This is a genomic window from Pedobacter zeaxanthinifaciens, assembly GCF_003313335.1.
Classification (GTDB): Bacteria; Bacteroidota; Bacteroidia; order Sphingobacteriales; family Sphingobacteriaceae; genus Pedobacter; species Pedobacter zeaxanthinifaciens.
On sequence record NZ_QMHP01000007.1, the window covers coordinates 38,485 to 54,648 of the forward strand.

At 38.2% G+C, this 16,164-nt stretch carries 18 protein-coding genes; 1 reads left to right on the top strand and 17 read right to left on the bottom strand.

Going from position 1 to position 16,164, the window contains the following annotated elements:
• Position 1: 1 nt before the first annotated feature.
• From nuoF to DUT68_RS12230, 16 genes are all read right to left on the bottom strand, one after another.
• Positions 2-1,375, bottom strand: coding sequence for an NADH-quinone oxidoreductase subunit NuoF (gene nuoF, locus DUT68_RS12155; RefSeq protein WP_113638480.1), 1,374 nt, complete (start codon positions 1,373-1,375; stop codon positions 2-4).
• Positions 1,376-1,438: 63 nt separating this feature from the next.
• Positions 1,439-1,963, bottom strand: coding sequence for an NADH-quinone oxidoreductase subunit NuoE family protein (locus tag DUT68_RS12160; protein ID WP_113638481.1), 525 nt, complete (start codon positions 1,961-1,963; stop codon positions 1,439-1,441).
• A complete protein-coding gene (locus DUT68_RS12165) occupies positions 1,956-3,170 on the bottom strand; it encodes an NADH-quinone oxidoreductase subunit D (protein WP_113638482.1) in 1,215 nt (404 codons plus the stop codon). The genes DUT68_RS12160 and DUT68_RS12165 overlap by 8 nt, the downstream gene beginning before the upstream one ends.
• A gap of 2 nt (positions 3,171-3,172) precedes the next feature.
• Positions 3,173-3,673 (bottom strand): NADH-quinone oxidoreductase subunit C, encoded by a 501-nt coding sequence (locus tag DUT68_RS12170; RefSeq protein ID WP_113638483.1) that lies wholly within the window; start codon positions 3,671-3,673, stop codon positions 3,173-3,175.
• Positions 3,673-4,215, bottom strand: coding sequence for an NADH-quinone oxidoreductase subunit B (locus DUT68_RS12175; RefSeq protein ID WP_097133603.1), 543 nt, complete (start codon positions 4,213-4,215; stop codon positions 3,673-3,675). Before DUT68_RS12175 ends, DUT68_RS12170 begins: the two co-directional genes overlap by 1 nt.
• A gap of 123 nt (positions 4,216-4,338) precedes the next feature.
• A complete protein-coding gene (locus tag DUT68_RS12180) occupies positions 4,339-4,710 on the bottom strand; it encodes an NADH-quinone oxidoreductase subunit A (RefSeq protein WP_113638484.1) in 372 nt (123 codons plus the stop codon).
• Positions 4,711-4,787: 77 nt separating this feature from the next.
• On the bottom strand, positions 4,788-6,512 hold the full coding sequence (locus tag DUT68_RS12185; protein ID WP_237088329.1) for a tetratricopeptide repeat protein: 1,725 nt from the start codon (positions 6,510-6,512) through the stop codon (positions 4,788-4,790).
• A 67-nt stretch (positions 6,513-6,579) separates the two neighbouring features.
• Positions 6,580-7,503 carry a PstS family phosphate ABC transporter substrate-binding protein gene (locus tag DUT68_RS12190; protein WP_113638486.1) on the bottom strand — a complete coding sequence of 308 codons (924 nt, stop codon included), beginning with the start codon at positions 7,501-7,503 and terminating at the stop codon, positions 6,580-6,582.
• Positions 7,503-7,739, bottom strand: coding sequence for a hypothetical protein (locus DUT68_RS12195; RefSeq protein WP_113638487.1), 237 nt, complete (start codon positions 7,737-7,739; stop codon positions 7,503-7,505). Before DUT68_RS12195 ends, DUT68_RS12190 begins: the two co-directional genes overlap by 1 nt.
• A 6-nt stretch (positions 7,740-7,745) precedes the next feature.
• On the bottom strand, positions 7,746-8,561 hold the full coding sequence (locus DUT68_RS12200; RefSeq protein WP_113638488.1) for an energy transducer TonB: 816 nt from the start codon (positions 8,559-8,561) through the stop codon (positions 7,746-7,748).
• A gap of 29 nt (positions 8,562-8,590) precedes the next feature.
• Complete coding sequence (locus DUT68_RS12205) at positions 8,591-9,133, bottom strand: ExbD/TolR family protein (protein WP_113638489.1); 543 nt, start codon at positions 9,131-9,133, stop codon at positions 8,591-8,593.
• A gap of 26 nt (positions 9,134-9,159) precedes the next feature.
• A complete protein-coding gene (locus DUT68_RS12210) occupies positions 9,160-9,765 on the bottom strand; it encodes an ExbD/TolR family protein (RefSeq protein WP_113638490.1) in 606 nt (201 codons plus the stop codon).
• Positions 9,766-9,851: 86 nt separating this feature from the next.
• Entirely contained in the window at positions 9,852-10,736 is an 885-nt protein-coding gene (locus tag DUT68_RS12215; RefSeq protein WP_113638491.1) for a MotA/TolQ/ExbB proton channel family protein, read from the bottom strand.
• A gap of 270 nt (positions 10,737-11,006) precedes the next feature.
• On the bottom strand, positions 11,007-12,614 hold the full coding sequence (gene pckA / locus DUT68_RS12220; protein WP_113638492.1) for a phosphoenolpyruvate carboxykinase (ATP): 1,608 nt from the start codon (positions 12,612-12,614) through the stop codon (positions 11,007-11,009).
• Between the two features lie 134 nt (positions 12,615-12,748).
• Entirely contained in the window at positions 12,749-13,099 is a 351-nt protein-coding gene (locus DUT68_RS12225; RefSeq protein WP_113638493.1) for a translation initiation factor, read from the bottom strand.
• A 73-nt stretch (positions 13,100-13,172) separates the two neighbouring features.
• Positions 13,173-14,060: a diacylglycerol/lipid kinase family protein gene (locus tag DUT68_RS12230; protein WP_198659588.1), complete on the bottom strand. Its 888-nt coding sequence runs from the start codon at positions 14,058-14,060 to the stop codon at positions 13,173-13,175.
• 222 nt (positions 14,061-14,282) lie between these two features.
• On the opposite strand from DUT68_RS12230, the gene metK reads away from it, so the two are divergent.
• Complete coding sequence (gene metK / locus DUT68_RS12235) at positions 14,283-15,533, top strand: methionine adenosyltransferase (protein WP_113638494.1); 1,251 nt, start codon at positions 14,283-14,285, stop codon at positions 15,531-15,533.
• A 57-nt stretch (positions 15,534-15,590) separates the two neighbouring features.
• Here the strand turns inward: metK and DUT68_RS12240 are convergent, their stop codons facing one another.
• Positions 15,591-16,127 carry an ExbD/TolR family protein gene (locus DUT68_RS12240; RefSeq protein WP_113638495.1) on the bottom strand — a complete coding sequence of 179 codons (537 nt, stop codon included), beginning with the start codon at positions 16,125-16,127 and terminating at the stop codon, positions 15,591-15,593.
• Positions 16,128-16,164 lie beyond the last annotated feature (37 nt).

Here is a 16,164-nt window from a genome sequence, read left to right on the forward strand (position 1 = left end):
TTTAATTTTGACTTTTAACTTCTTCAGGAGCTTTCTCAATCGGATTAGCATAATTTGCTAAACCATAATTAGTGCTTTGGCTTTTCATTGGCTCTTTTACATGCCATTCAAATTCATCTCTAAAATGCCTGATGGCACTTGCCACCGGCCACGAAGCTGCATCGCCCAGCGGACAAATGGTGTTACCCTCAATTTTACGCTGTACATCCCACAACAAATCGATATCATCCATGGTGCCATGGCCAAACTCAATTTTATGAAGGATTTTTTCCAACCAACCTGTACCTTCTCTACATGGAGAGCACTGACCGCAACTTTCGTGGTGATAGAAACGTGAAAAATTCCAAGTGTTGCGAACAATACATTGATCTTCATCAAAAGCGATGAAACCACCTGAACCTAACATGGTTCCTGTAGCAAAACCACCTTCCGATAATGACTCGTAACTCATTAAACGAGGTTCGCCATTGGCATATCTTAACGTTAAATTAGCAGGTAAAATTGGTACTGATGAACCTCCTGCAACAGTTGCTTTAAGTCGCTTACCATTGGCAATACCACCACAATATTCATCAGAATAAATGAACTCTTCCACCGGTAAACCTAACTCTATTTCATAAACGCCAGGCTTAACCAAATTACCCGAAGCTGATATCAATTTAGTTCCTGTACTTCTACCAATACCAATTTTAGCATATTCATCACCACCATCATTTACAATTGGTACAACGGCAGCTATGGACTCCACATTGTTTACTACCGTTGGGCAGCCATACAAACCAGCAATTGCGGGGAATGGTGGCTTAATACGCGGATTTCCTCTTTTACCTTCTAAAGATTCCAGCAAAGCAGTTTCTTCGCCGCAGATATAAGCGCCGCCACCTGGCTGTACATAAAGTTCTAAATCATAACCTGTGCCGAGGATATTTTTACCTAAAAATCCAGCAGCTTTAGCTTCAGCTATGGCACGCTCCAGAATTCTAATTTGAGGCATCATCTCCCCTCTTACATAAATATAAGAAGTATTGGCACCTAAGGCAAAGCTTGATACAATCATCCCCTCAATTAACGCATGAGGAATATGTGTCATTAAATACCTGTCCTTAAAAGTCCCCGGTTCAGATTCGTCGGCATTGCAAACCAAATAACGGGGCACACCTTCTGGCTTTGCCAAAAAGCTCCATTTCATCCCGGTAGGGAAACCTGCTCCACCACGACCTCTTAATCCAGATTTTTTAACCTCCTCCACAATTTCATCTGGAGTTAAGGTTTTCAATGCTTTCTCAACCGCACGGTAACCGCCTTTTTGGCGATAAACCTCTAGCGTATTGATACCGGGCACATTGATATGTTCTAATAATAGTTTACGTCCCATTTTGTTAGATATGAGATATGAGATGTGAGATGTAAGACTAGGTGTCCAATCTCAAACTCAAATCTATTGTCGCAAATCTTTATTTTTTAAATCGTCTATTAACTGATCTACCGATTGCTCGGTTAAATTTTCGTAAAACGTATATTCTGGGCCAATTTGTAAAACCGGACCAAAACCACAGGCAGCTAAACACTCTACACCTCTCCAACTGAAAAGTCCGTCAGCAGTTACTTCGCCCTCTTTTACACCCAGTTTTTGCTCAATATGGCTCATGATTTTTTCGGCGCCTACCAAACAACATGGTCCGGTACGGCAAACCTCTAAAACATATTTACCTTTTGGCTCTAAAAAATACATGGTATAAAAACTAGCTACCTCGTATACTTCAATGGGTTGGATATTGAGGTATTCAGCAACTTTATCCATTGCCGGTACGCTAGTCCAACCATATGCTTCTTGTACTAAATGCAGTAAAGGCAGCAGCGCTGATTTTTGTCTTCCTTCAGGATAGCGTTTTACAACTTCATCAAACTTAGCTAGCAAAGCTGATGAAAATTCTACAGGTTGTGTTTCTTCTACTTTAAGCATCTAATTCTCCTGCAATAATGTTCATACTACTCATGTTGATAATGGCATCGGATAATAACATCCCCTCGCTCATTTTAGCATACATTTGGTAATTGATGAAACTAGGTCTTCTAAAATGCAAACGATAAGGGCTTCGGCCACCATCGTTAATTAAATAAAAACCTAACTCACCGTTTCCACCTTCAACAGCGTGGTAAACTTCTGCTTTCGGCGCATCAATTTCGCCCATCACAATTTTAAAGTGATAGATTAGCGCTTCCATATTATTATAAACTTGTTCTTTTCCTGGCAGATAAAAATCAGGCACATCGGCATGGAATACACCTTTAGGCTCCGATTTTATTTTTTCCATCGCCTGCTCAATAATGCGCAAGCTCTGCCACATCTCCTCGTTACGCACTAAATACCTATCAAAGATATCGCCACTGGTACCCACCGGAATTTCGAAATCAAAATCTTGATAAGAAGAATATGGCTCACTGATACGTACATCGTAGTCGATACCTGTTGCACGCAACAATGGACCCGTCCAACTGTAGCTTAGTGCATTTTCTGCTGTTACCTCTGCTACACCTTTGGTACGATCGATGAAAATTCTATTGCGGTTTAGCAAGCCTTCAAACTCACGCAAGGCCACTGGAAATTCTTTCAAAAACTTATTGATTTTCGCAAAAGCGACATCATTAAAATCTCTTTCCAAGCCACCAATACGACCAATGTTAGTAGTTAAACGAGCTCCGCAAATTTCTTCGAAAATCTCGTAAATATGTTCTCTGTATTGGAAAAGATAAAGAAACGTAGTAGTTGCGCCGGTATCTTGAGCAATAATGGTATTACAGATGATATGATCCGCAATACGAGAAAGCTCCATGATAATTACCCTTAAATAATCTACCCTTTTTGGAGTTTGAATATTCAAAAGTTTCTCTACCGTCATGTGCCAACCCATGTTATTAATTGGCGATGAGCAGTAATTTAAACGATCTGTTAAAGGGGTAATTTGATAAAACGGGCGATGTTCTGCAATTTTTTCAAAAGCCCTGTGGATGTAGCCAATAGTGGAAACGCCACTAACGATACGCTCGCCATCCATTTGCAAAACGTTTTGGAAAACACCGTGTGTTGCTGGGTGCGTAGGCCCTAGGTTTAGGGTTACCAGTTCGCTTTGCGGATCGTTATCTGTATATACTGGTTGATTGTAACTCATAACTATCTACCAAAAAATTCGTCTTTTTTATCTACCCTGTTTGGATCTTCCAATGGGTATTGTTTCAGCATAGGATGCACGCCCAAGTCGTCCATATTTAAAATTCTTCTTAAATCTGGATGTCCTTCGAACTTCACGCCAAAGAAATCATAGGTTTCTCTTTCCATCCAATTTGCACCGTTCCACAACACTGTGGCACTCGCAATTTTTGGATCTTTTTCATTTAGGAAAACCTTAACGCGAACCCTAATACCGCTTACCATGCTATGCAAATGATAAACAACGGCAATATGCTCCTTTTCAGGATAATGTACCGCAGTAATATCGGTTAAAAAGTTAAAGTTGATACGGCCGTTTTCTTTAAGGAAAGAAAGCACGTCAATTACTTTATCTTTAGTGGTGGAGAAGGTTAACAAGCCATAAGGCTCAGAAACATCAAAAAGCTGCTCGCCAAATTTTTCTCCAAGCAGGTCAATCAATTCTGTATTTGTTGCTCTAGCCATTATTGTATTCCGTAACTCGCTAACAATTCTTTGTACTCAGGGGAATGTCTTCTTCTGCCCGATTCGTTTTTCACTAAATCCTGTATGCGCTGGAAACCGTCTAAAATAGCTTCCGGTCTTGGTGGACAACCCGGAACGTAAACGTCCACCGGGATGATTTCATCAATACCTTGCAATACCGAATAAGTATCAAAAATACCTCCGCTTGATGCGCATGCACCAACTGCCATTACCCAACGAGGTTCTGCCATTTGAAGGTACACCTGTTTTAACACTGGTCCCATTTTTTTGGCAATGGTACCCATTACCATTAAAACATCGGCCTGGCGTGGCGAGAAGCTTAACCTCTCTGAACCGAAACGGCCAAAATCATAATGCGAACCCATGGTAGCCATAAACTCAATACCACAGCAAGAAGTTGCAAAAGGTAGCGGCCACAATGAATGTGAACGGGCTAAACCAATTGCTTTGTCTAAAGAAGTGGCAAAAAAACCATTTCCTTCAATGCCTGGAGGCGCCTCAACTATTTTGATTTCACTCATGCTAATAAACAAAAATGCTTGCCCAAATATAATTAGGACAAGCAGCAAATTTACAATATTTAGTAGGAATTGGAGGTTAACAACATCATTTAGAAACAATCTAAATAATTAGCTTTTAACTTTCTAATGCCAATCTAATGCTCTCTTTTTTAAGATATAAATAAAGCCTAGTAATAGCGTTCCCATAAAGATAAACATCTCTATTACGCCATTCCAACCTAGCTCCCTAAAGTTAACTGCCCAAGGGTACATAAAAATTACCTCAACATCAAACAGTACAAATAAAATTGCTACTAAAAAATACTTGATTGAAAATGGCTGACGGGCGTTACCTATCACTTTAATACCAGATTCAAAGGTAGTAAGCTTATCGTTAGTTTTTCTTTTAGGGCCTAAAAAGTGGGTAGCTACTAATGTTACCACAACAAAACCTAAAGCAACAATTACCTGAAATATAATAGGGATAAAATCTTGCGCTGTACTTTGTGCTTGCATAACAATGATGATTTTTGGCAAAATTAAAATAAAAAGGCAGGATTACAAATCCTGCCTTTGGTATAAGCTTATAAAGATTACTTCTTAATTGGAGTTTTTTTAGCTGCTGCGCCACCGCCTGCTAAAAACTTCAAGTTGTCAGTTGCTAATGCATTTGATGGATCTAGTGCTAAAGTTTTGTTGAAATATTCTTTAGCTTTCTCCTTGTCAGTTGATGCCCAAACAGCTCCCAAGTAGTTGTATGCTTCAATTAACTGTGTTTTAGAAGCCGCTTCTTTACTTTTAGATAAAATTAGCTCAATGTATTTCTCATAATAAGGCACTGCTAATTTACCAGTGTTTTCCGCATCATCAAGGTTTTTGTTAACACGAGCTCTGTAAAGGTATGCTACTTCGTAATCAGGAGCTAACTTGGTTAGTTTAGAAAAAGCTGTATCGGCTTTAACCAGCATATCTTTGTTAGTGGTATTTCCTGCTTGGTTAGCATAGGCCCAAGTAAAATAGTTAGACGCACCTAAATAGTAATAAGCCATTGCTATGTTCGGGTTTTTAGAATTCGCTTTAACTACTTTTTCATATACTTCTGAAGCTTTAGCGAAGTTTTTAGCTGTATAATACTTGTTACCAATAGTTGCTAATTCTTCAACTTTAGTTGAATCTAACTCAACTGCTTTAGCAATATTAATATAGGCTAAGCTATCCTGACCTAAATTTTGTTGCGCTCTACCTAAATAAAGGTAATCCGAACCGATAATACGAGAAGCATCTTGAGTTCTACCGAAAAGCTCATTCATGTATTTCAAGCCTTGCTCGTAGTTTTTATTCTCAATTGATGAATAACCTCTCATCCTAGTTACTACGAAAGTTTTAGGATTTTTAGGATCTGGGGCATTTAAAGTAGCTACTTCTTTTTCTAAAGTCTCAAAATCGCTAGCATAAACCAAGAACTGTGCATAACGTAAACGAGAATCAAAAGACTTATCAGTTAGGTCTAGATATTTTCTCATGTTTTGTAATGCCTCCGCTTTTTTAGCCGGACCATTTTTAGGATCAGCAAAAGACCACTGCATTTGAACTTCAGCTAACTCCCTGTAAGCAGGACCATAGTTAGGATCTGTTTCAATTACTTTTTTGATCTCAGCTTCTGCCTCTGGGAATGCAAATGCATCTTTATACATTTTACCAATTTGTACGTGAGCTCTTGATAAGTTAGGACTGATATCTAACGCTCTTAAATACATTGGATAGGCTTCCGTATTTTTTCTTTGATAAGCATAAAAATCAGCTAAAGCCAAGAAAGTTTCAGGATCTTTATCTTTTGAATCTAGCTCATCAGCTTTTTGCAAATTTGGCAAAGCTTGTGCATAGTCTACATTTTTTTGATCAATGTAAGCCCTACCAATTGCTAAATAAGTTTGGTAGTCTTTACCTTTAATGCTAATCGCCTTATCAAAGTTAGTTTTTGCGTTAGCGGCGTTGCCTTGCAATAAATCTGCCTGGCCTAAACCAACAAAGTTTAAAGCATTTTTAGCATCAGCTGTAGTACCATTAGTAAAAGCGGCTTTTGCCGAGTCAATATCATCTGTTAATAAATAAACTTTTCCTAAGTTAAAGTAGTTGTCACCTTCTTTAGGTTGATTTGCCACTAAAGTTTTTAACATAGATGTTGCTTTTTGGTATTGTTCAGCATCTATTGCCTTTTTAGCATCGGCTAAACTTTGAGCAAATGAGGCAGTGCTACCCATCAATAATAAGCCTGTGGCCAAGGCTATGTTCTTCTTAATCATTTTCATTGTCTGCATTTGTTAATTTAAGAAATACTGCGACTGCATATTTACAGCTTCCTCTATTTCTCTAAGTTGATAAATTCTATTTTTTGTCGTTAGTTTTAAAGTTAAGTTCTCTTTCTGTTATCTTGTGAGGTCCTAGACCCGACTTCAATACTATTAATTGTCCGCGTTGACTTAATAACCAGTTTGCAAAACCCGTGCCTAAACCGTTCGTACCTTCTGCATTTATTACGTACACATTTCTTAAAAACGGATATTTGCCGTTGATTAAATTACTTTGTGTAGGCTGATAATAGGCATCTCCGCCCTTTTTATTAGGTAAATTTTTAACTGCTAAAGTTTTAACTTCTGATAAATAAGCCGATGAACCTTTAACATTTTTTAACAACCAGCTTACCCCAATTACGCCAATGTAACCTTTATTGTCAGCTACATATTTAATCACATCATCGGTAGTCTTAAGCGTATAAACGCCTTGTTTTGGCAACTCCTTAATACCAGCCGAATCAATAAAATACCTGATGGTACTTGAGTAGGCATTGTCAAAAACTAACTTTTTACCGGAAGTTGAGGTACCACGCATCACATTGTAGGCTTCCTCCACAGTAATTGTAGAGTCTGGTACGTTTTTATTAACTATTAATGCTAAACCATCAATAGCAAACCTGTCCGTATAAATTGGGCTATTCTTTTGCTTATAAAAAGATTCCTCGGCAGGTTTTAACATTCTCGACAAGATAAGCATTTTTATTTTGCCTTCCCTAAATTTTGGCAAAATCTCATTCTCATTACCAACAACTACATTTACGGTAGCATCTGGATAGTCGGATTTGAACACTTCGATTTGATCATCGAGAATACGAGCATAGGTTTCATCAACTAGTATTGTTGTATTACCCGAAGTACGCGTTTCACTAACCTTATCTTTATCTGTTTTCCGTCTACATGAAAAACAGGTAAAAGCAAAAACCAGAACGAGTGCTAAGCTCCATACTTTTCTCATTATAATCTGTTATCTCTTGTTATTCTAAAAAACCTAATGGCTGCATAAACAATTAATACCACGCTAAAAGCGATACGGTATTTTTGAGGAAACTTCTCTGAGTCTAAATTCATTTGATCACCAAAAAAAGCTACAGCTATTGCCAAAGCGAAAAAGATGACGATCATTGCGACCCCTAAAATAAACAGAAATCGCTTTTGAGGCGATTTCTGTTCTGAATTATCTGAATTAAACATGCTTAACTATTGCTGTAAGCTGAATTTAATTGGGATGTTATATTTAACACGCACCGGTTTACCATTTTGCATACCCGGATTCCAACGCTTGCTTAACTTCAATACACGTACTGCTTCTTCATCTGTACCGTAACCTAATTTTCTATCAATTTTGATATCAGTTAACGATCCATCTTTTTCTACAGTGAAGGATACGAATACGTTTCCTTGAATATTGTTTTCAGCAGCCATTGGTGGATATTTAATGTTATCTCCAAGGAATCTGTAGAATTTCTCGATACCACCTGGATAAGCTGGAGGGTTCTCCATACTTACGAAGTTGTATACTGTATTATCTTCTACTACTACTGCTTGTTTTGGACCTTCACCCGCAGCCGTAATTTGTACTGGCTCTGCAGTTGGGTCACCTTCAATTGTTTTCTGACCTGGGTCAGCTTTTTTCAAATCCTCAACGGTTGGTGGTTGTTCATCACGTACCAAGTTGTCTGGCTTAACAACTGGTGGAGGGAACTTCACCTGATCCTGCTTTGGTGGTGGTGGTTCCACCGGTGGAGGAGTTTGCACCTCTGGGTTAATTGGCGGAGGTGGCTGCATAATTACTTCGGTAACTTTTTCTGGAGGAGGTTCAGGAACCAATCCTTTAATTAAAGCATAAAGCCTTGGAGCCAGAAAAAGGAATACGAAAATTGCCGAAGCAATAAACAACGATTTAGTTGTATTAGAAGCGTTGGTTTGACGAAGCTCGTAAGCACCGTAAGCTTTATTCTTCTTTGCAAATACAACGTCAATCCATTCCTTATTAAATAAATCTATTTTAGACATTGCTCAATTTTTTATTTGTTATCAACTCGCTATAAAATCCCTTTAGATTTCATAAAATCTTTTTCGCTATCCAAAAGATGCTTAGGATCGTCATCAACCGCAGGTGCGCTGATATTGGTTTTAGTGATGTTGATTTCATCCATGATGTCTACAAAGTTCTTGTAGGTAGCACCATCGGTTGGTTTAACAATCACAACAATATCTCTACCTGTTGCGTCTTTAACGTCTTTTTTATTCTTCAACAACGAGGCTCTAATATCATTGAAACCTTCAATTGTTGGAGCTGATTTTCCAGCTTCTCCCATATACCAAGCAATTCTGTCGTTTTTGCCTAATAAAATGGTCATCGTCTGTGATTCTCTAAGCTCTAATTTATTTTCATCCGTTGGATCCTTATCAGGCTTTGCAATATCCATAGCCTGTGGCTTTGATAACGACGTGGTTAACATAAAGAAGGTAATCAAAAGGAAAGCCAAATCCACCATCGCAGTTAAATCTACTTTGGTCGACTGCTTTTTACTCCTTACCTTGCCTTTGCCCCCGTCGTTACTGGAGGTATCTAATTCTGCCATTGCTTAAATTCTATTTTGCACCGCCCTTATTCAGACGTGGTAATTAAACTAAACTTGTTAATTTTTTGTCTCTGAAGCAGATCAACTACTTTTCTAACTACCGGATAACTTTCTTCTGCGTTTCCTTTGATACTTAAACGCATATCGATACCGTGTAATTCAGAAGTTGCATAACGAGCCTCTTTAATCCAGTTAAATAACTCGTTGTTGTTAGTTGTATCCATAGGAATACCTGTTTGGATACCTGATTTACTTCTTTGCTCTCCATTCATGGCTAAAAACTGCTTTAAGTTTCCAAACGGCACACCAAACGTAGATACTACTGCAAATTTCTTTGCTTCTTCTTCGGTGAATGTTTGACCATAAATGTTGCCCATTCTAGCAAGTGTTGCTTTTTTAACGTCTTGACCAACGATTTCTAAGAACACTTTGCCTCTACCAATGCTCACAATAGAGATGTCTTTATCTGGCACTTTAAACTGTACCGAAGAAGACGGAGTTGTAATCTCCAATGGATCTGGCTGGCGGGCAGTGGCTGTTAAAATGAAGAAGGTAAGCAACAGGAATGACACATCGCACATGGCGGTCATGTCAATCGAGGTACTACTTCTTTTAACTTTTGCTTTCCCCATAATCTAAAAATTATTAATATTTTAACTAATGATGCTACTTGTTCCGGTTTTCCATAAAGCCGGCAAAAGAAAAATTAAAATAATTCTTATTTATGCGTACTAGCATAAGTTTGGATGATGCTGAAACCAGCTTCATCAATAGCATAAGTTAATTTATCGATTTTAGAAGTAAGGATGTTGTACATGATGATCGCGAAAGTTGAGGTAGAGATACCTGTTGCAGTGTTGATCAAAGCCTCAGAGATACCAGTTGCTAATGCAGCTTGATCCGGAGCACCTGAGTTAGCTAAACCACCAAACGCCTTGATCATACCTGTTACTGTACCTAATAGACCTGTTAATGTACCTACAGATACTAATGTAGCAATTACAGTTAAGTTTTGCTCTAACATTGGCATTTCTAAAGCAGTAGCTTCTTCGATATCTTTTTGGATAGCAACGATCGATTGCTCAACATCTAAGTTAGTATCAACTTCTACTTCGCTGTATTTTTTCAAACCTGATTTGATTACGTTAGCAACCGAACCTTCTTGTTTATCACACTCAGCCATTGCAGCTTGGATGTTACCAGTGCTTAAGAATGATTGAATTTTTTTAACGAAACCTTCTAAGTTACCTTTACCAGTAGCTTTACCAATAACGATTAAACGCTCAATTGAGAAAACGAATACCATTAAAAGCATACCAATTAGGATAGGTACAATGAAACCACCTTTGAAGGCCATACCACCGTAGTTACCTGGGTGAGGAAGAAATGAGTGAGTATCGTCATTATAGAAAGCTAAAGATAATGAACTGTTTGCTTTAGCTACATCTTCTGGAACGTTAAAGTTAGATGGTTTACCTAATACGAAGATAAAAAGGGTTACACCAATAAGGATACAGATTGGAATAACTAAGGTAGCAAATAAGTTAGACGCTGAAGCGCTGCTCTCTTTTTTAGCTGGTGTAGGTTTTGGTGCGTTTGCCATTTTTTTAATTTTTAGTTTTAGTACTTGTTTTTTAAATTTCTAATTAAATAAATAAGTTAATACAGTCAACGCAGCATAGGCCGAATTGTTGCGGAAGCAAATTTATAATTTTGATTTAAATTACAAATTAAATATTCGCTACACAATTAATTCGTTACTTAAGCTAGGTTGAAGCGTGCATAACTAAAAAAGATTGCCCCTTGAGACAATCTTTACGCAATTAAAACTAAAAATTTAATTAAATGCAAATTTTTGAAAGAAAAAAAAGTGTTACACCGCCATTTCTTTGAGCTGCGGCATGCCTTTTTTCATCTCTTCGTCGGCAAATTCAGTAAAATCCTCAAAGTTGTTTAAAAATGCTTTTGCCAGCTCATTTGCCTTTGCGTCATAAGCGGTTGCATCACTCCAGGTGTTTCTTGGATTTAGCACTTCGGATGGCACATTGGCGCAAGAAACCGGCATTGCCAAACCAAAAATTGGATGGTTTACAAATGTTGCATTTTCCAAATCACCATTTAGTGCAGCAGTAATCATAGCTCTAGTGTATGCTAATTTCATCCTGCTACCTATACCATAAGGTCCGCCACTCCATCCCGTATTTACCAGCCAAACATTAACCTGATGTTTTTTCATTTTCTCGCCTAGCAATTTAGCGTAGGCAGTTGGATGTAACGGAAGAAATGCCTTTCCAAAACAGGCCGAGAAAGTAAGTTGTGGTTCAGTTACCCCGGTTTCGGTACCTGCAACTTTTGCTGTATAGCCCGAAATGAAGTGAAACATGGCCTGTCCCGGCGTTAATTTGGCAATTGGTGGCAACACTCCAAAAGCATCAGCCGTTAAAAAAAAGATATTTTTAGGCACTGGTGCAACTGAAGGCTCCATGGCATTACTAATGTGGTGCAAAGGATAGGCTACCCTCGTATTCTCTGTTTTATCGATGTTAGAAAAATCTACATTACGCGAATGAGGGAAATAGTTGATGTTTTCTAGTAGCGCACCAAATTTAATGGCGTTAAAAATTTGCGGTTCTTTTTCCGCTGTTAAATCAACACACTTGGCATAACATCCCCCTTCGAAGTTGAATATGGTACCTTCGCCCCAGCCGTGTTCATCATCTCCAACTAAAGCCCTGTTAGGGTCAGCAGAAAGGGTTGTTTTGCCAGTTCCGGAAAGTCCAAAGAACACGGCCGAATCTCCATCCTTGCCCACATTGGCTGAGCAATGCATTGAAAGTGTATTTTTTTGATGTGGCAACACGAAGTTAAGTACTGAAAATATTCCTTTTTTTATTTCTCCAGTGTAAGCTGTACCGCCAATAAGTATAATTTTTTTAGAAAAGTTTAAGATGGAGAAGTTTTCTTGTCTGGTACCATCGGTGGATGGATTGGCCAAGAACGATGGGATGGCAATAATAGTCCACTCCGGTTGTTCGGGCAATTCCTCTTCTTCGTTATACCTTAAAAATAAATTGTTGGCAAAGATGTTTTGAAAAGCATGCTCGGTAACTACCCTAATGCTAGTTGCGTAGTTTTTATTGGCACAAGCGTAGGCATCTCTTACGTAAACTTGCTTTCCCTCTAAAAATGCTACCATTTTTTGGTAAAGCACATCAAAATAATGCTCACTAATTTTGATGTTTACATCTCCCCACCAAACAGTTTCGCGGGTTAGGTCATCATCAACAATAAATCTGTCCTTTGGTGAGCGGCCCTTGAATTTCCCTGTATCTACAGCTAAGGCTCCAGAATCGGCTAATGTCCCCTCGCCATTCTTGATTGCTTCTTCGACTAATTCGGGTACACTGAGCTGGTATTTAAATTCCAACGCAGAAAGCCCCAGGTAGTCTAACTGAGGTTTTTGGTTTCTATATTTGGTCATATTTTTGGTTTAAATATGCCGCAAAGCTAAGGAGATATTTATCCAAAAAACACCAAATTGTGATAAAAATTTTACTTATTGTGTCAATTACACTATTACGCAATTAACTGAAATACAAATAATTATAAAGAAAATTAGCCTCCAGACTTTTTAACTTTATAACCTTCTTTTTGCAGATGTAAAAACACCTTTTCTTTAAAATCTCCCTGCAAAATTATCTCGCCGTCTTTGGCACTTCCACCAACACCGCATTTGGTTTTAAGCGTTTTAGTGAGGTGTTGTAAATCTTCATAAGTACCAACAAAACCTGTAACCAGGGTAACCGTTTTACCTCCCCTATTTTTTCTGTCGAGCATAACTCTTAAATCCTGCTGTGCATTTGGCAAGGTTTCTTCAGCTGCACTGCTGGTTTCCTCGTAAACAAAGTCAGGATCAGTTGAAAACATGATACCGCTAAAATCATTAAACGTCTTTTTCTTTTTCATGCTATGTTCGATGGTTAATTAGTTCGCTACTTGATTTGTGTATTAGTCACACATCTTGTATCGGTTTGAATTTTTAAGGCTGTGTTAAAATATTTAACGAAGCAGGTACTATTTTTATTTCTAATTTTTCGCCCAATTGCAGTGGCTCGCCATCCAAATGTACCGCATCTGGGGCGTTGCGCTCAATGCGGATGTGTTTTCCTCTGATAATTTTCACCAAGCTTGACTGGTGTGTTTTTGCAGTGATCATTTGAAAAGCCAGCAAAGGAAGTTTTAACAATGAGATAGGGTGGATAATACAAACATCTAAATAACCATCAGTTAATGAAGATTTAGGCGAAATGTACACGTTGTTTCCATATTGTGACGAGTTGGCAATACTGATAGCAAATGCTGCCTCATCGTGTTTTACCCCGTCTATTTCAATGCGATAAGGTTGTGCTTTGTAGGTAGTAATTTCTTTAAAGCCTAGTTCAACATAACTTTTTAAGCCCCGTTTTTTATTACCGGCAAAAACCGAACTTAAATGGGCATCAAAACCCATCCCAGCCATGTTAAAGAATTTTTTACCATTTAGCTCGGCTGTATCAATGGTTTGAGGCTGCGCTATATTAATTAAGGCGATGGCTTTTTTAGGATCAAGAGGAATTTTTAAGAACCTGGCCAAACCATTGCCCGAACCAAAGGGAACAATACCCAATGTTTTATTGCTATGTACCAACTTACTGGCTACCTCGTTAATGGTGCCATCCCCGCCTACCGCAACTATGATATCGTAATTTTTCTTCTCTGCTTCCTCGGCAAGTTCAGCGGCGTGCCCTACGTATTCCGTAAATGTGTAAATGGGTGCAAATTTATCCTTGTCAAGATACTTATCTATTAAAGCAGGTAAAGTAGATTTCTTTTTACCTCCCGAAATAGGATTAATCACAAACAGGATATTGGACTTGCTCACCGACATAAATAATTAGCGCACAAAATAATTGATAATTTTTGAGTATTAAAATTTATTGTAGTAGTTTTGCGGGCGTTAGAGTGGACTGATTTGCTCATCCCTGTTTTGGGACGGATTGCAACCACGTAAAAAAAAGTGCTAATTTATTTCTACACTTCTATTTACCAGCCTATTTGGGTAGCCAGCCATTTTAACTTTTATTGTTTTTTTATTTAATAAAAATTTAAGATGTCGTATTTATTTACATCAGAATCTGTATCTGAAGGTCACCCAGATAAAATTGCTGACCAAATTTCTGACGCCCTAATTGATAACTTTTTAGCCTTTGACGCAGACTCGAAGGTTGCTTGCGAAACTTTAGTTACCACAGGCCAAGTGATTTTGGCTGGTGAAGTAAAATCAAAAACATATTTAGATGTGCAGCAGATTGCTAGGGATGTGATCGAAAAAATTGGTTACACCAAAAGCGAGTACATGTTCGAAGCAAAATCATGCGGTGTACTTTCAGCTATTCACGAGCAATCAGCGGATATTAACCAGGGCGTTGATAGAAGCACCAAGGAAGAACAAGGTGCTGGCGACCAAGGGATGATGTTTGGCTACGCTACCAATGAAACTGCAGATTTTATGCCATTGGCATTAAACCTGTCGCACAAATTGCTACAGGAGCTTGCCGTGTTGAGACGTGAAAACAAAGAAATTACCTATTTACGTCCGGATGCTAAATCGCAAGTAACGTTGGAGTACGATGACAACAACAAACCAGTAAGAATTGATGCTATTGTAATTTCTACTCAGCATGATGACTTTGCTGATGAACCTACCATGTTGGCGAAAATCAAAGAAGATATCATCAACATTTTAATTCCTAGAATCATTGAAAGCAATCCGCAATACGCACATTTGTTTAATGATCAAATCCAATATCACATTAACCCAACTGGCAAGTTTGTAATTGGTGGCCCTCACGGCGATACTGGCTTAACAGGAAGAAAAATTATTGTAGATACTTACGGTGGCAAGGGTGCTCATGGTGGTGGTGCATTTTCAGGTAAAGATCCAAGTAAAGTGGATAGAAGTGCTGCTTATGCTACACGTCACATTGCTAAAAACTTGGTTGCAGCAGGCGTAGCCGATGAAATTTTGGTACAGGTTTCTTATGCAATTGGTGTAGCTAAGCCAATGGGTATTTACATTAACACTTACGGTACAAGTAAAGTGGGTAAAACCGATGGCGAGATTGCTAAAATTGTAGAGGATATTTTTGATATGCGTCCTTATTTTATTGAGCAGCGCTTGAAATTAAGAAACCCTATTTATAGTGAAACTGCTGCCTACGGACACATGGGCCGCAAAGCAGAGACAGTAACTAAAACTTTTAAATCGCCAAATGGCGAACAAAAAACCTTAAATGTTGAATTGTTTACTTGGGAAAAACTAGATTACGTTGACCAAGTAAAAACTGCATTTGGTTTATAAAAATTAAAAATCACCTGGACACATCATGAGAGTGCCAGGTGATTTTTTTTTCGAAGGCTATATTCCTTTAGCTTTCATAAAACTTTTTTCCTCATCGAGTATATACTTATCGTCAATAGCGTAGGATTTAATTTTGTTAATGTGCATTTCATCTAAAATGTCTACAAAGTTGCTGTAAACAGAAGAATTTGTTGGCTTGATGATTACATACAGATCTTTAAATTTTGAATTTTGGTGATCTTTAGCAATTAAAGCGCTTTGTTGTAAAATCGCTTTGCGTATTTGTGATAGGTTTGCCACCTTCATTAGGCTATTACTGGCTTCTCCCATATAAAAAACCAGTTGGTTATCCTTCCCCAATAAAATGGTCATTGTTTTTGATGCTGGATAGGGTGTCCTAACTGCCGTATCAGCTGTTGTGTCAGGTTTCGCGATATCCATTGCATTCATCTTACCTAACGATGTGGTAAGCATAAAAAACGTAATGAGTAGAAAAGCTAGATCAACCATTGCAGTTAAATCCACGCCCATTACAGGTTTCCGAGTACTTCCTTTTACGGCCTTGCCGTTTTGAGGAACATTAAGAGTAGCCATTAGTTCATTTTTTTAATGATGATGGCTACGCTTAATT

Coding starts and splice junctions, on each gene's coding strand:
- DUT68_RS12195 (WP_113638487.1), bottom strand. CDS start 7,739: ATGTTTAATTCAGATAATTCAGAACAGAAATCGCCTCAAAAGCGATTT.
- DUT68_RS12165 (WP_113638482.1), bottom strand. CDS start 3,170: ATGAGTTACAATCAACCAGTATATACAGATAACGATCCGCAAAGCGAA.
- DUT68_RS12205 (WP_113638489.1), bottom strand. CDS start 9,133: ATGGCAGAATTAGATACCTCCAGTAACGACGGGGGCAAAGGCAAGGTA.
- DUT68_RS12200 (WP_113638488.1), bottom strand. CDS start 8,561: ATGTCTAAAATAGATTTATTTAATAAGGAATGGATTGACGTTGTATTT.
- DUT68_RS12240 (WP_113638495.1), bottom strand. CDS start 16,127: ATGGCTACTCTTAATGTTCCTCAAAACGGCAAGGCCGTAAAAGGAAGT.
- DUT68_RS12215 (WP_113638491.1), bottom strand. CDS start 10,736: ATGGCAAACGCACCAAAACCTACACCAGCTAAAAAAGAGAGCAGCGCT.
- nuoF (WP_113638480.1), bottom strand. CDS start 1,375: ATGGGACGTAAACTATTATTAGAACATATCAATGTGCCCGGTATCAAT.
- DUT68_RS12190 (WP_113638486.1), bottom strand. CDS start 7,503: ATGAGAAAAGTATGGAGCTTAGCACTCGTTCTGGTTTTTGCTTTTACC.
- pckA (WP_113638492.1), bottom strand. CDS start 12,614: ATGACCAAATATAGAAACCAAAAACCTCAGTTAGACTACCTGGGGCTT.
- DUT68_RS12180 (WP_113638484.1), bottom strand. CDS start 4,710: ATGCAAGCACAAAGTACAGCGCAAGATTTTATCCCTATTATATTTCAG.
- DUT68_RS12210 (WP_113638490.1), bottom strand. CDS start 9,765: ATGGGGAAAGCAAAAGTTAAAAGAAGTAGTACCTCGATTGACATGACC.
- DUT68_RS12160 (WP_113638481.1), bottom strand. CDS start 1,963: ATGCTTAAAGTAGAAGAAACACAACCTGTAGAATTTTCATCAGCTTTG.
- DUT68_RS12230 (WP_198659588.1), bottom strand. CDS start 14,060: ATGTCGGTGAGCAAGTCCAATATCCTGTTTGTGATTAATCCTATTTCG.
- DUT68_RS12185 (WP_237088329.1), bottom strand. CDS start 6,512: ATGCAGACAATGAAAATGATTAAGAAGAACATAGCCTTGGCCACAGGC.
- DUT68_RS12175 (WP_097133603.1), bottom strand. CDS start 4,215: ATGAGTGAAATCAAAATAGTTGAGGCGCCTCCAGGCATTGAAGGAAAT.
- DUT68_RS12170 (WP_113638483.1), bottom strand. CDS start 3,673: ATGGCTAGAGCAACAAATACAGAATTGATTGACCTGCTTGGAGAAAAA.
- DUT68_RS12225 (WP_113638493.1), bottom strand. CDS start 13,099: ATGAAAAAGAAAAAGACGTTTAATGATTTTAGCGGTATCATGTTTTCA.
- metK (WP_113638494.1), top strand. CDS start 14,283: ATGTCGTATTTATTTACATCAGAATCTGTATCTGAAGGTCACCCAGAT.